Genomic DNA, 13,912 nt, shown 5'->3' on the forward strand with positions numbered 1-13,912 from the left:
AGCTTTGTTTCGTTACTTACATACTTGGTTGTTTTGTTCAGTTTTCAAGGAGCAATTCATCCTTTGTCGTTTTTGGCGACAAGATATAATTTACCATGTATACGATTGATTGTCAACAGATCTTTTAAAAACAATTAAAATCTTTTTCATAAGAACTTCTATTCTTTATAAAACTTGCTGACAACAAGAAATAATATAGCACATTTTCTACATGATTTCAACATAATACACAAAAAAACACTCTTTTTTTACGACATTAAAATAACCGCACAGCTTCACGTACATTCCAACAACCTAAAAAAGCTAGGGTTGGTCTTATCAAGCAACCATCCACTAGCTCTCCTCAAATACCGATATCCTATTGGTTGTTTGAGCGCTTGGGCATATACTTCAAACATTCTTTTTCATTAGCAACCCGACGAAATAACTGGAATAAAAGTGAATACCTTTCTCTCATTGACTGCTTAACCATCTGGTCAATTCGATGGTCTTCCAAGTCCATTAATAATTCTTCCATTTCGCGTTTAACAAGATATTCGATTTCCTTTTGTTCCATATCATTAATTAATAATCCTAGCATTAAAATTCACCTCAAACCTTTCAAGCTAATCAGCTGTTAATACACCTACTATTATCTTTATGTAACATTATTCGTGAAAAATGTAGAATTAAGTCGGTTGATTTGGTCCAGTATTACCTACAACCCGTAAGCGACAGATTTAGACTCCAATCCTAACTATTCACCTTATTCCCCAGTTTCCGCTTCTTTCATCATTTTCCATCATTATTTTTACTTCTCTATACATAATAGCTTGTTCATATTATCCATTTTCATTCATAAACTAGTTACAAGAGTATAGGGAGGGTTAATATGAGTTATCTTTATGTATGGCGTTTTTCAAAATGGAAAAAGGTTTTTTATATCGCTCTATTTGCATTAATTACGGCCACAGTCATTTGGTCTGAAAGCACTGGTAGCTTCTCCGTATTTTCATCATCAGATGAACCTGCAGCATTTGTGAAGGGAAATTCAAAAGAAAATAACATTGCTTTAACATTTAACATTAGCTGGGGAGAAGAAAAAGTATTTGATATCCTGAAACAATTAAAAACCCATGACGTACAAGCTACTTTCTTTGTCAGTGGAGAATGGGCAGAAAGACATCCAGATATACTTAAAAAAATTAAAGAGGGCAATCATGAGCTTGGGATGCTTGGATACCGTTACAAAAGTTACCTTGATCAGGAAATAGATAAAGTAAGAAAGGACATACTATACGCAAAGGAGATTTTTAAAAAGCTGGGATATGAAAACGTTACGCTAATGCGTGCACCAAGCGGACACATCAACAAAGAAATTATTGCGTTGGCCGAAGATTTGGGGTTAAAGGTTGTTCATTGGAGAGTAGATGCAGGAGACTGGGAAAACCCCGGCACACAACAAATCGTGGATACCATTATGAAGGAAACCTCAAACGGAGATGTACTATTACTACATGCTTCTGACTCAGTTAAACAAACAGCTAATGCCCTTGGAGAAATATTACCAGGACTTAAAAATAAAGGATTTCAATTCGTCTCTGTATCAGAGCTTTACAACCAAGCACACTCCAAATCAAAACTTGCAGAATAAAAAACACAAGGGACCTCATATTTCGAAGTTCCTTGTGCTTCAATACGTATCTTATTCTTTTCCAGTATTCAGGTTTTCTTTTTGCTCTGAATTTGTCAATCGATGTAAAACCAATAATTGATATGTATTACAAACTAGTAGCGGTACAATCATTAACCAAGCATAATCAGTTCCGCTTGTTCTAAGACCTGGAACCCATTCAGCGGATGTCATCACAACCATCAAAAACAAAGCTGGTATGAATGCACGCTGATTGGTTTGTTTAGCTTTAATTTTTGCAATTAACAACCCGTACACTAAGATAGCTGCAGCCATTAAAATGTATACAATTAATGATCCTTCACTATCTGTAGAATTGTATGGAAAATAAACCAAATCAAATACTACAAATGCGATTAGCAGCATTTGGACGGTAGGCCAAAACGAACGGAAGAAACCTAAGCCAAATTGGTTAATAAATAAATAAGCAAAAAAGCCAGTTTGGCTAATTAAACTAAATACAAATCCTAATCCCAGGAAAAAAAGAACTACACCTGATAATTCGAACAAATCAATTGGGTCCAACACTCTTGTGTAGGATGCCGTTTTTACAAAAAAACTGGTAATGAGACCAGCCACTCCTCCGAGAATTAATGTTTTTAAAAACAACCCTACCCATTTACGACTATTCACTATGTATCCTCCTACCAAAATAACTATATACTTACTTTTACATTTATCATTCCTTTTACATCCATCCGTATTTTACCATGAATAACAGCAATTTTCCTTAACGAAGTGCATATTTTTCGTACATTCCTCGCATATTAACCGTGTAGAGGAAGGAGGATTGGAAGATGCTTCGGTTATTATTTGTAGTATTTATTGGACTTACTTGTTTAACACTTGTTGCTTGTTCAAACGAAAGCGCAGCAAGTAAAGAGGTTGATTATGAAGCAACAAAAAAAATGGTTGTTGATATACTTCAAACCGAAGATGGAAAAAAAGCTTTAAAAGAGATCTTAAAAGATGAAAAAATGAAGGAAAATTTGGTTATAGATGCCGATGTCGTGAAAAGCTCCATAAATAATGCTCTCTCCTCTGAAAAAGGCAAAGAAATGTGGAAAAAGCTTTTTGAGGATCCAAAATTCGTGGAGACTTATGCAAAGTCGATGTCAGAGCAACATAAAAAATTAATAAAGTCATTAATGAACGATGCAGAATATCAAAAACAAATGCTTGAACTATTGAAAAATCCGGAAATTACCAAACAAATGATTGAAGCAATGAAAAGCCAGGAATTCACCGCGCAATTAGAGAAGTCAATCCAAAAAACATTGGAAACCCCCTTATTCCAAGCTAAGATTCAGGACATTTTGTTAAAAGCCGCTTCTGAACAACAGAAGGGAAAACAGAGTGAAGAAAAACCACAAGGTGGCGGACAGGATAAAGGTAAAGGCAGCGCTGGTGGCGGTGGTGGCAGTGAAGAATAGTATTTTTCAACACACAGAAGAGGTGACTAAAGTAAATTTAGCCACCTCTCTTTTTATTCCTCTACTTTTGCAATAATTTTTGCTGCAATTTTGTGGTATTCTTTTCCAGTCGGATGATCTTCTTGGTAAATTGACGGTGCAAATACATCCTCTTCTTCATAAGGCTGTTGTAATGGAAGCTGACCGAGGACTTTTGTTTTAAGTACTTCAGCTAGCTTTTCTCCACCACCTTGTCCGAAGACATATTCTTTCTCGCCCGTTTTCTTACTTTCAAAATACGCCATATTTTCGACAACACCCAGAATTTCATGGTCTGTCTTTAATGCCATCTGTCCAGCACGAGCCGCTACGAATGCAGCAGTTGGATGTGGCGTAGTTACGATAACCTCTTTACACGTTGGAAGCATTTCATGTACATCCATCGCGATATCACCAGTGCCAGGTGGTAGGTCAAGCAGAAGGTAGTCTAAGTCTCCCCATTCTACTTCTTTGAAAAAACTGCTCAACATCTTCCCAAGCATTGGTCCACGCCAAATAATAGGTGAGTTGTCTTCTACAAAGAAGCCCATCGAGATAACCTTAATACCAAACCGTTCGACTGGAATTATTTTTTCACCGCGTACAGCGGGGCGATTTTCTACACCCATCATATCTGGGATACTGAATCCATAGATATCAGCATCAATAATACCTACTTTTTTACCAAGACGCATTAGTGACATTGCAAGGTTTACGGTTACCGTGGATTTACCTACTCCGCCCTTACCACTAGCAACAGCAATAAATTTTGTTCCTTTACCCCCGCCCATTAAGGATGCTTCTTGCTCCTCTTCAACGGCAGACTGATACCTTTTAATGATTTCTTCCGGTAATTCTTCAAAACGAAGCCCAACTGTTGTAACACCATTTTTCTTTAATATACCAACAATCTCTTGTTGTAATTGCATCTGTTCAGCTGTATTTGTTTTTCCAATTCCAACCTTTACACTGACATGCTTTTTCTCTTCTTTTATAGTGATTTCTTTCACACCGTCAGTTTCTTCTAGCGTTCTATGTAAAAACGGATCCTTAACAGGATTAAGTAGTTGTACAATTTCGTCCTTCGTTAACAAAATGTGTCACCTTCCCTTTACTAGCATTGACAGAATTAATCTATCAGAATAATATCCAACGCTAGTATAACACAAATCAGGTGAAATCTAAGTGATAAGCGTTCACAGGAGATCTTTCCTACTATTCGTCTTTACCTTCTTCTACATCCTCTGTTACATAACGTAAAACCCCTTCATAAATGCTTGCGGCCATTTTGTCTTGGTAGCCCTCTTTCTTTAGCAATTCGCGTTCTTGTTCATTTGATAAAAAACCAATTTCAACAAGCGCACCCGGTACTTTGGCATGCTTTAGCAAATACATCCCTGTTAATGGAAGCGCTGTTCGATCTGTATTTTCTAGGTTACGAATGATTTCAGCTTGAATCAGTTTAGCCAGATGTTCACTTTTATCTGATTTTGGATAATAAAAAGTTTGAGCTCCACTCCATTTAGTTGAGGGTAATGCATTTAAATGCACGGAAATAAAAAAGTCTGCCTCTTTTTCCTTTATCATCTGGAGACGGTTACGAATATCTTCGGCCTTCCGTCGTGCCAAACCTTTTGTATCAGGGTCCGCCAAATCCGTGTCTCTATTTCTTGTTAAATAAACAACCGCACCAGTCTGCTGTAAGTAATTTTGAAGTTTCTTTGCTACGGTGAGAGTAATCCCTTTTTCCAAGGTTTTGTCCTTACCAACCGCACCACCATCTGGCCCCCCATGACCGGGATCAAGAACAATCGTTTTCCCCGCTAGTGGTAGTGACCATGAACTCCACGTACTTACTGGACTTCCGACTGGTTGCCCGATCAATACAATTAATAGTACAAAACCGAAACACCAAATCGTGATATTTCCGAGTCGTTTCATTCATCTCGCCCCTTATCAACTTGCTTTCACTATTGTATGGGACAAGATAAACATATATGACACAGGAAATTTCAAGTTCACACTTTGTGACGTTTTGTTTCTTTGATATAGTGGTATTAGTAAAGAAACTAATAAGTAAAAAGGAGACAAGTTAAATGGATTGGTTAGGAATTGGTGTACTTGTAATCGGGGTTGCATTTGCTGTATTAGTACTAGTATTAATTAAGCCGCTCAATAATTTATCCAATTTGTTTTTTAGCGTGCAAAAAACAACCGACGGGCTACCACACAATATAAATTTAATCACTGATCAGACTAAACACACATTACAGGCTAGTACAGAGACCCTTACGAAGGTGAACACCCAAGTTAAGGAATTAAGCCCTTTATTTTCTATCATAGGAGACGTTGGACGGGGAACCCAAAAACTATCTTCTAAACTTGTTGATGCTACAACAACAATGAAAACAGGTACAGAAGCTGGCAAAAAATTTACCGAACGGCATAACCTTGAAGGCCTATATGGTGCGATGACTTTAGGCTACTATTTGATTCAAAGAAAAAAAGCACTTAAAAAATAATTTAAACCCTCAAACCAAATAATTGGTCTTGAGGGTTTTTAGTTGAAGCAGCCTATTGATTTACGTCTGATTTCACGTCGCTTTTGATCTTACTAATTTGATCCCAGCGTTTATTGCCATCGTTATATAAATTGGATTCAGGTCCTTTTCGCTTCTTACGTTTTCTAAGCCAATAATATCCTAAAGCAACTGACCCGTAAACACTACCTAAATATTTGTGTTCTACCTCAGTTGATTTATTTTTGAGAGATGAACTTGCATCCATAAAAGATGAAGATAGCTTCCTTGATGCTTCTCCTACATCACCAATGATATAAAACAAAGGACTTAACCCTCTTAGTTTTTCGTTAACGTCAGCAATCGTATCATTACTATGGCGAATTAGGCCACTTGTTTCTTTTAACACCTCATCTATTTGATGAGGAAGTTGTTCTACCGTTTTGTCAACACCGTCAAGCACCGCTGCTAAGTTATTTAGTACCTTCACCAAAAATATTGCTAAGGCAGCAAAAGCTAAACCAATGATTAATACACCTAATCCAACAAGACTCATTCCTATCCCTCTTTCCTTTATTAACTTTTCACGTTAACCTTTGGTTTCTTGCTTGGATCTTTCCACTTAGCAAATAAACGAAAGGCAACCTCACTCCACTGGATACTATGGGCAATCGGTGCAGCTTTCCGTAATGCTTTGTTAGTTGAGAGATTTTTTGTCTGATGATGCAAAACTGTATTTAAATTACTCACAGAATGTCCAACATTTTCAAGTGTATCGAAAAGACTGTCTGTAGCTTTAAGTTTATGTTCAACATCATCAACTATTTTATCTGTTTCTTTAACTGTAAGTTCGATTTCAGCTGTTATGTATTGCAGTTTTGTTTCTACCTCTCCTAAGGTTTTACCCAAAGACTCAAGTGTATTAGATGTTCGCTTCAAAACTTTAGCAATAAATATAACAATAATTCCAAACCCTAAAGCGCATAATAAGACACCTATATAAACTAATTCCATATAGTTTATACCCTCCTTTCACTACAACTATTCCACTTCCGACTGGAAAATAAACGGATTTAATTTACCTCGATAAAAGTCCCAGAACGACATATTTACTCCAGTCCTTGTTATCATAGTTGAACGTATCACTCCACTGAACCTGACTTAGCTTTAGTGGTGTTACAAAAGTGGCACCAGAACGAAATTGGGACTGCGGATCTTTTGCTATCCACTCTCCCACTTTTGCCCCTTTCGTTATTTCCTGCATACTGGCCATCTCCATACCAGTTTCAACTTTTTGAATGTGCAGTTCTCCCTTGGAGGTCATTTTCCAAATTGAATTACTAAAAATTGCATTTTCGAATAATGTCGTGGCACCCTTAGATTCTTTCGTTGTAATAGTTAAATTTGCATGATACCCAGGCAGTAAGCCTCCTACCTCAGTATCCTCTAAAAAAGACACGTTAAATAGATATTCACTTTTATTATGTAATTCAATCTCCTTTGGCAAATCACTGATATACGTGATGGATCCTTCCAAGATAGAATTACTTTCGTTGACTTCAATTTCTACTGGCATATCATTTTTTATTATCGTCCGTTCTTTTTCTGTTAATTCACCAACTATATGTAAGGTCGCCGAATTTATTGTAATGATTGGATCACCTAGAGCTTCAGAAACTAGTGTTACTTTTCCTTGATAAGGGCTCACCACTGTTATAGAATCTCCATCAGCCTCAAGCTCTGTTAATTGCGACTGAACACTATCCAGTTGTGCTCTAGCTCTGGCTAATTCTTTTTCCTTCTCTATTAAATACTGTTCCTGCATATATTCCGCTTCAATTGGCGGACGTGGTGGTACTATGATTTCACTATTATCTTCATCAGTACCATCAGTTGAGATACGTGGTGCTGGATCCCTTGGAATTTGATAATTGGAAATCTCGGAAATAGCAGTCTCAATGGCTGCAACTTCTCCATTTATTCTAGACAATTCGTTCGTTAAGTATGCCTTCGTTTCATAATAATCATTTACACGGTATGTATATAGCTGATCACCCTGATTAACTTCTGTTCCTTCTTCAATTAAAAACTCCTGGAAAATTCCTAAGCTTTTGTCAAAATACACATCATTCTCAGCAGTTGAAGTAAGAACACCAGCTTTGTTCATCTTTTTGTTCAAATCTGCTTTAAAAACCTCTGTCCATTCATTTACATAGGATTTTCTTTCCACTGTCCCATTATCGTCAAGATAGACTAACAAAGCATTGATCCCAATGAACAGAATGATACTTGTGATAACGAATTGGCTTCGTTTCATTCAAACCACCCACTCATCATCAAACTATCACCAGACGCCAAGAATGCCACAACAAACCAGTAAAATAGATGTAAAGAAATAACATTTATCCAGATCCAATGTTTTTTAGTGGTTGATAAATAACTCAGATATTTTATTTGAAACCAAATTATCCATAGTTGGAAAAGCGATATAGCTCCAAAAAAATATACAGGCCAACTTGCCTCTGTAAAGTAAGAAACGATTACACCAAATGATAACGGCGAAACATACCAATCTAATCCAAAGTTTATGAATAACGGAATCCAAATAACACGTTCAATAAGCATAAGAAATAATACAACTTGTTGCATTATCATGACTTTTTGATAAGGGACATCTGCCACTAAATGCAAAATAAGTGCAGGTACAAATAAAAGGAACGCAGCCAATAAAATGGCAAATCCAATCCGTCCTAAAATAAACCATAGTTTGCTTTGTTCATATTGTAATTCGCTTAGTCCTACCGCATCCTTCGATATAAAATCCGTACCCATTCCGAAAGAAGCCATCCACGCATAAATAATCATACTTAAAAGGACAAGCAAACCACTAATCTTCCATAAGTTGTAGACCTTTTCAGCCTTGTGGATACGATATAAATGATCGTCAATCGAAAAAAAGAACTTTACTAGATTAAAGTTGTATGTCATATACTATACATTCCTTTTCTACGTTTCATTACTTAAATGGTTTTCTATTCCAATTTAATCTTAACGCAACATTCGATAATTTTCTATCATTTTTTAAATTTGGAATTAAAATAGGCTCTTCTCTGCAAAATTCACATCCTAGAATTCTTAATTTCGCAAAGAATTAATGTCTAAATTTTTTTACTTGATACCGATTATACTTTTTTAAGTAAAAAAATACCCTTATTCCAATAAAGGAATAAGGGTATTTTTGATATTGATCTATTAACGTTTTGAGAACTGTGGTGCACGACGAGCGCCTTTAAGACCGTATTTTTTACGTTCTTTCATGCGAGCATCACGAGTTAGGTATCCTTCACGTTTTAGAGAAGCGCGATATTCTGGATCTGCTTCTAAAAGAGCGCGAGCAACACCATGACGGATAGCACCAGCTTGGCCAGTGAATCCTCCACCATGAACGTTTACTAAAACGTCATATGTGCCTTCTGTTTCTGTAACAGCAAGCGGTTGGTTTAAAATAAGAAGTTGCGTGTCATATGGAAAATAAGCCTGAGCTTCACGGCCATTTACAACAACTTTACCGTTGCCTGGAACTAAACGTACACGTGCAGTTGATTTCTTACGACGACCTGTGCCGTAGTATTGTACTTGTGCCATTTGGGTAACCTCCTTTTAATTATCCGCGAAGTTCGTAAACTTCTGGTTTTTGTGCTTGATTGTTATGCTCTGAACCTTTATATACGTGCAATTTTTTACCCATTTTACGGCCTAGAGGACCTTTTGGTAACATACCTTTTACAGCAAGCTCTAACATTTGCTGAGGGTATTTTGTACGCATTTCGTTAGCATTACGTTCTTTCAATCCACCTGGGTGGTTTGAGTGACGGTAATACATTTTATCGTTAATTTTATTTCCAGTAAGTTCAATTTTCTCTGCATTAATAATAATAACGTTATCACCTGTATCTGCATGTGGTGTATACGTTGGTTTATGTTTACCACGTAGCAAAGTCGCAACTTCACTTGCTAGACGACCTAGACGTTTACCTTCAGCATCTACAACAAGCCATTTGCGTTCAATGTTACTTTCATTAGCCATGAACGTTGTACGCATGATAGTTTCCCTCCTAATTTACATCAATCTTTTCGTTTATTTCATCATAATTAGATTCCGGGGCTAATCATGGTTTTGAAATAAAATGCCATATATCATCATATACTAGATAACGACTCTATGTCAAGTCAAATAAGATTATTTTCTACTTCTGTAACTAGCGAAATTCATTTATACTTAACATTCCACAAGTAAAGTCCCTGTGGCGGGACTGTTTCACCTAATAATTGACGATCTTTTTGTTCCAAAAGTTGGACCATATCACCGGGTTGTCGTCTACCTTGACCGACATCCAGCATTGCACCAACAATGATTCGAACCATATTATATAAAAAACCGCTACCCCTGAAAATAAATTCAACCTCACTACCGCGTTTTATGCAACTTACTTGGTAGAGTGTTCGTACCTTACTACCCTTTGTAGTGGCTTTTGCTGAGGAAAAGGTAGTAAAGTCATGCTCACCTTCTAAGTGATTACAAGCTTCCTGTATTGCACTTATATCAAGCTGATAGGGAAACTGGTAAACATAGTTTTGTTTGAACACATCTCGTTCTTTTTCATTCCAAATGTAATAACGATATTCCTTTTCTAATACGTCATACCTTACATGAAACGAGTCTATTACTTTCTCTACCTCACGTACGTATAAATCATCAGGTAATAGTGTATTCAGCGCGCGTTTCCAATTATCTTCTGGAATATCAAATGGTGTATCAAAATGAATGGTTTGTCCTTTTGCATGGACACCTGTATCCGTGCGACCTGAAGCTTGTACACGAATATGCTCACCCTTGTGCATCTTTTTTAAAGCCTTTTCAAGTTCACCATGAACGGTCCGTTTCTTGGGCTGGATTTGAAATCCTGAAAAGCTAGTACCATCATAACTGATTACACACTTAATTTTTTCCATAATTAATCCAGCCCCCCTTCCTCATGCTTAATAATTTCGAGTCACTAGCAATCCAGCAACAACACACGCAAACAATAGATAAATTGCAATATCACGCTTTTCTATTTTTAACTCTCGTAGTTTCGTACGACCTTCTCCACCTTGATATCCTCGTGCTTCCATAGCCATTGCTAGTTCTTCCGCTCGTTTAAATGCACTTACAAATAGGGGAACTAATAGAGGAACCACTGCTTTTACTCGTTCTTTTATTTTTCCTGTACGAAAATCAACTCCTCTTGAAGCTTGTGCTCGTGAGATTTTTTCCGTTTCTTGCATAAGAGTAGGAATAAAACGCAAGGAAATCGACATCATCAGTGCCAACTCATGAACTGGAAATTTAACTTTCTTTAGTGGATGAAGCAATTCCTCTATCGCATCGGTAATTTCGATTGGCGTCGTAGTAAGGGTTAATAAAGACGTTACTAGTATTAATAGGAAAAAACGCATCGATATTGCGAAACCTTGGATTAATGCACCAGAGTATATATTAAATGAAAATATTTCAAATAAGACCGTACCTTCTTTTGTTACAAAAAGGTGGAGGAAAAATGTAAAGATTATTAAAAACCATACTGGCGTTAATCCTTTAATGATGTAACTTATTGGAATTCTAGTAGTGAACATGCTCGCTAAGGCAAATAAAGTAAGAATTCCATAACTTAAAACGGTATTCGCAAAAAATACGACAAATACGAAAAAGAAAATAATTGTTATCTTGGAACGCGGATCCAACTTATGGACAAGCGAAATACCAGGTACATACTGACCGATAATCAATGCATTGTTCACTTTGATTCAGCCCCCTTAAAGGTCCGGTGAACCGCTGCGGCTATTTCTTTTGTTGTTTGCCTGTGAAATGGAATTTGAATGCCAAACTTTTTCTCATAAGAGAGTAAAAACTGGACAGCTTCTGGAACATCGAGTTGAACCTCTTTCAAGGCTTCCTGTTGGGTTAATATAACCTCAGGCCTACCTTCCATATACTTCATACCTTTATTCAAAATAATGACGTGATCCGCATATTTAACCGCATCTTCCATACTGTGCGTAACAAGAATCGTGGTTAACCCTTGCTCGCGATGCATGGTATCAAACATGTCCATTATTTCCTTTTGACCACGGGGATCAAGTCCTGCAGTAGGTTCATCGAGTACCAGCACTTCTGGTTTGATCGCGAGTACCCCCGCAATAGCCACCCGACGCATCTGTCCTCCACTAAGATCAAATGGAGAACGTGTTAATAAATTATCATCTAAACCAACGGATGGTGCTACCTGTTTGATGCGTTCTTTAATCTCATCAGCAGGGACGCTAAAGTTTTCTGGACCAAATGCAATATCTTTTTCAACAGTTTCTTCAAACAACTGATGTTCTGGATACTGAAAAACGACGCCAACGCGACTTCGCAATTCCTTCATATTTCTTGGCTTCTCACCATTCTTTAGATGGAAATCACCAATAGTCACTTTCCCTTCACTTGGCATGACTAGGCCATTTAAGTGTTGAATAAGTGTTGATTTTCCTGAACCGGTATGACCGATTATCGCAACGAATGATCCTGATGATATGCGGAATGACAAATTCTCGATTGCCTTATGTGAAAATGGTGTATTTCGTTGGTATATATAGCTTACGTTCTCGAATGTAATGTCCATAAGTCCTCCAACAATTCCTCTTGGTTTAGGGCCTCATTCGTAATTGGAATGCCCATTTGTTTCAATTCATCAACTAATATGGCTACAAACGGGACATCAAGGCCAATTTTACGTAGTTTTGTTTTTTTGGAGAAAATCTCACGCGGGGTGGCTTCGTCCCAAATTTCTCCCTCATTCATGACGATTACTCGTTCTGCCTGAACGACTTCTTGCAAATCATGTGTAATCGTAATCAATGAAAGCTGATGTTCTTTTTGTACATTTGATACAGTATTCATGATCTCCGTGCGACCTTTCGGATCAAGCATTGCGGTGGCTTCATCCAAAATAAGAACCTGCGGTGAAATAGCTAAAACACTTGCAATAGCCACACGCTGCTTCTGACCACCGGAAAGTCGATGTGGTTCAGTCATTCTGTAATCCTGCATGTCAACTGCATTTAGATTTATATCAATACGCTTTATCATCTCCTCGCGTGGAATACCACGGTTTTCCATACCAAAGGCAACATCATCCTGGACAGTTGTGCCTACGAATTGATTATCCGGGTTTTGAAAAACCATACCAACATCTTTTCGTATATCCCAAATAGATTCTTCTGTAACTTGCTGGCCATTAATGATGATTTCGCCCTCTTGAGGAAAAAGTAATCCATTCATCAGTTTAGCAATGGTAGATTTACCAGAACCATTATGACCAATGATAGCCACCCATTCATTTTCAAAGATATGAAAACTACAATTTTTTAATACCCAAGGCTCCTCTTCTCCATATCGAAACGATACGTTTCTAAACTCTATCAGCTTATTTCGCATTGGTTCTACCTCCTCTAGCTCAGCTAATGACCTGGGTTGTTCTTCTTCATTATAATTACGATTGGCGGACTCAGGTTCCGTTATTTGTGTCAGGATCTTGTCAAACACATTGTTGCTTTTTCATCTTCATAGTCGATATAAAATGCGACATAACAGCAACGTGATTTCCGCGGAGGGCAGTCGCTTTCCGCGGGCGGCTGGTGAGCCTCCTCGTGCTCCGCACTGCGGGGTCTCACCTATTCCTATAATCCCGCAGGAGTCGACTGGCCTCCGCTTCAATCACTGTAAAGTTAAGAGGTGAATGGGAGAGAATTATAGGTAAATCTCCAACCCTAGCGGAGGAAAAACACGGAGACTCCTGCGGGAAAGCGAAGACGATGAGACCCCGTAGAGTGGGTTTCTCGAGGAGACTCATCGCGAGCCCGCGGAAAGCGTAGTGTTTTTCCGCAGCGTCATAGGGCACCAAACATGATTTTTACTTACGTCGCAGTCTATTTAAATAGTAACATTATTTTCGAAAACAGCCTTGTCTAAAAATGCGCTCAATTTTTATAATGTGGACATAAGTTCCGTTATCTCGAAAAAAAGTGGTAATTTCATCGTCTTTTTTAAATAGCTCCACTGTTTGCCCTGAATTTAGGTCCATTTCATCAATATAACGGATCACAGTGTCCGCATACTTGCTGAACAGGTACCTACACTTTTACTGTTCAGTTCCGTTTTTCTTTCTACAAAAAAAGGGCTTGGC

Annotated in this window: 17 protein-coding genes; 3 read left to right on the forward strand and 14 right to left on the reverse strand. The window is 37.7% G+C overall.

Annotation, left to right across the window (positions count from 1 at the left end; all coding sequences use genetic code 11):
- Positions 1 to 358: 358 nt before the first annotated feature.
- Complete coding sequence (locus AC3G7N_RS18040; RefSeq protein ID WP_489423561.1) at positions 359 to 580, reverse strand: hypothetical protein; 222 nt, start codon at positions 578 to 580, stop codon at positions 359 to 361.
- A 291-nt stretch (positions 581 to 871) separates the two neighbouring features.
- Between AC3G7N_RS18040 and pdaB the strand changes: the two genes are divergently transcribed.
- Entirely contained in the window at positions 872 to 1,633 is a 762-nt protein-coding gene (gene pdaB / locus AC3G7N_RS18045) for a polysaccharide deacetylase family sporulation protein PdaB (protein ID WP_489423562.1), read from the forward strand.
- 51 nt (positions 1,634 to 1,684) lie between these two features.
- Here pdaB and AC3G7N_RS18050 read toward each other — a convergent pair whose 3' ends face one another.
- A complete protein-coding gene (locus AC3G7N_RS18050; protein ID WP_489423563.1) occupies positions 1,685 to 2,305 on the reverse strand; it encodes a KinB-signaling pathway activation protein in 621 nt (206 codons plus the stop codon).
- A 164-nt stretch (positions 2,306 to 2,469) separates the two neighbouring features.
- Here AC3G7N_RS18050 and gerD point away from each other — a divergent pair, with 164 nt between their 5' ends.
- The gene (gene gerD, locus AC3G7N_RS18055; RefSeq protein ID WP_489423564.1) at positions 2,470 to 3,105 is read left to right on the forward strand and encodes a spore germination lipoprotein GerD; all 636 of its coding nucleotides are present in this window, start codon (positions 2,470 to 2,472) and stop codon (positions 3,103 to 3,105) included.
- Positions 3,106 to 3,158: 53 nt separating this feature from the next.
- Here gerD and AC3G7N_RS18060 read toward each other — a convergent pair whose 3' ends face one another.
- Together AC3G7N_RS18060 and cwlD are read right to left on the reverse strand one after the other, a co-directional pair.
- The gene (locus AC3G7N_RS18060; protein WP_489423565.1) at positions 3,159 to 4,217 is read right to left on the reverse strand and encodes an Mrp/NBP35 family ATP-binding protein; all 1,059 of its coding nucleotides are present in this window, start codon (positions 4,215 to 4,217) and stop codon (positions 3,159 to 3,161) included.
- Positions 4,218 to 4,338: 121 nt separating this feature from the next.
- Positions 4,339 to 5,064, reverse strand: a complete 726-nt coding sequence (gene cwlD, locus AC3G7N_RS18065; protein ID WP_489423566.1) for an N-acetylmuramoyl-L-alanine amidase CwlD — start codon at positions 5,062 to 5,064, stop codon at positions 4,339 to 4,341.
- Positions 5,065 to 5,219: 155 nt separating this feature from the next.
- On the opposite strand from cwlD, the gene AC3G7N_RS18070 reads away from it, so the two are divergent.
- Positions 5,220 to 5,645, forward strand: coding sequence for a DUF948 domain-containing protein (locus AC3G7N_RS18070; RefSeq protein WP_489423567.1), 426 nt, complete (start codon positions 5,220 to 5,222; stop codon positions 5,643 to 5,645).
- 52 nt (positions 5,646 to 5,697) lie between these two features.
- On the opposite strand, the gene AC3G7N_RS18075 is transcribed toward AC3G7N_RS18070, so the two are convergent.
- From AC3G7N_RS18075 to AC3G7N_RS18120, 10 genes are all read right to left on the reverse strand, one after another.
- Positions 5,698 to 6,198: a DUF948 domain-containing protein gene (locus AC3G7N_RS18075; protein WP_489423568.1), complete on the reverse strand. Its 501-nt coding sequence runs from the start codon at positions 6,196 to 6,198 to the stop codon at positions 5,698 to 5,700.
- A gap of 20 nt (positions 6,199 to 6,218) precedes the next feature.
- Positions 6,219 to 6,656: a DUF948 domain-containing protein gene (locus AC3G7N_RS18080; RefSeq protein ID WP_489423569.1), complete on the reverse strand. Its 438-nt coding sequence runs from the start codon at positions 6,654 to 6,656 to the stop codon at positions 6,219 to 6,221.
- Between the two features lie 64 nt (positions 6,657 to 6,720).
- Entirely contained in the window at positions 6,721 to 7,959 is a 1,239-nt protein-coding gene (locus AC3G7N_RS18085) for an efflux RND transporter periplasmic adaptor subunit (RefSeq protein WP_489423570.1), read from the reverse strand.
- The gene (locus AC3G7N_RS18090; protein WP_489423571.1) at positions 7,956 to 8,630 is read right to left on the reverse strand and encodes a hypothetical protein; all 675 of its coding nucleotides are present in this window, start codon (positions 8,628 to 8,630) and stop codon (positions 7,956 to 7,958) included. The genes AC3G7N_RS18085 and AC3G7N_RS18090 overlap by 4 nt, the downstream gene beginning before the upstream one ends.
- 264 nt (positions 8,631 to 8,894) lie before the next feature.
- A complete protein-coding gene (gene rpsI / locus AC3G7N_RS18095; RefSeq protein ID WP_489423572.1) occupies positions 8,895 to 9,287 on the reverse strand; it encodes a 30S ribosomal protein S9 in 393 nt (130 codons plus the stop codon).
- A gap of 19 nt (positions 9,288 to 9,306) precedes the next feature.
- Complete coding sequence (rplM, locus tag AC3G7N_RS18100; RefSeq protein WP_489423573.1) at positions 9,307 to 9,744, reverse strand: 50S ribosomal protein L13; 438 nt, start codon at positions 9,742 to 9,744, stop codon at positions 9,307 to 9,309.
- 167 nt (positions 9,745 to 9,911) lie between these two features.
- Complete coding sequence (truA, locus tag AC3G7N_RS18105) at positions 9,912 to 10,655, reverse strand: tRNA pseudouridine(38-40) synthase TruA (RefSeq protein ID WP_489423574.1); 744 nt, start codon at positions 10,653 to 10,655, stop codon at positions 9,912 to 9,914.
- Between the two features lie 27 nt (positions 10,656 to 10,682).
- On the reverse strand, positions 10,683 to 11,483 hold the full coding sequence (locus AC3G7N_RS18110) for an energy-coupling factor transporter transmembrane component T family protein (RefSeq protein WP_489423575.1): 801 nt from the start codon (positions 11,481 to 11,483) through the stop codon (positions 10,683 to 10,685).
- Positions 11,480 to 12,349 (reverse strand): energy-coupling factor ABC transporter ATP-binding protein, encoded by an 870-nt coding sequence (locus AC3G7N_RS18115; RefSeq protein WP_489423576.1) that lies wholly within the window; start codon positions 12,347 to 12,349, stop codon positions 11,480 to 11,482. Before AC3G7N_RS18115 ends, AC3G7N_RS18110 begins: the two co-directional genes overlap by 4 nt.
- Entirely contained in the window at positions 12,325 to 13,164 is an 840-nt protein-coding gene (locus AC3G7N_RS18120; protein ID WP_489423599.1) for an energy-coupling factor ABC transporter ATP-binding protein, read from the reverse strand. The genes AC3G7N_RS18115 and AC3G7N_RS18120 overlap by 25 nt, the downstream gene beginning before the upstream one ends.
- Positions 13,165 to 13,912: the final 748 nt, after the last annotated feature.

It is taken from the genome of Virgibacillus carmonensis (genome assembly GCF_057836705.1).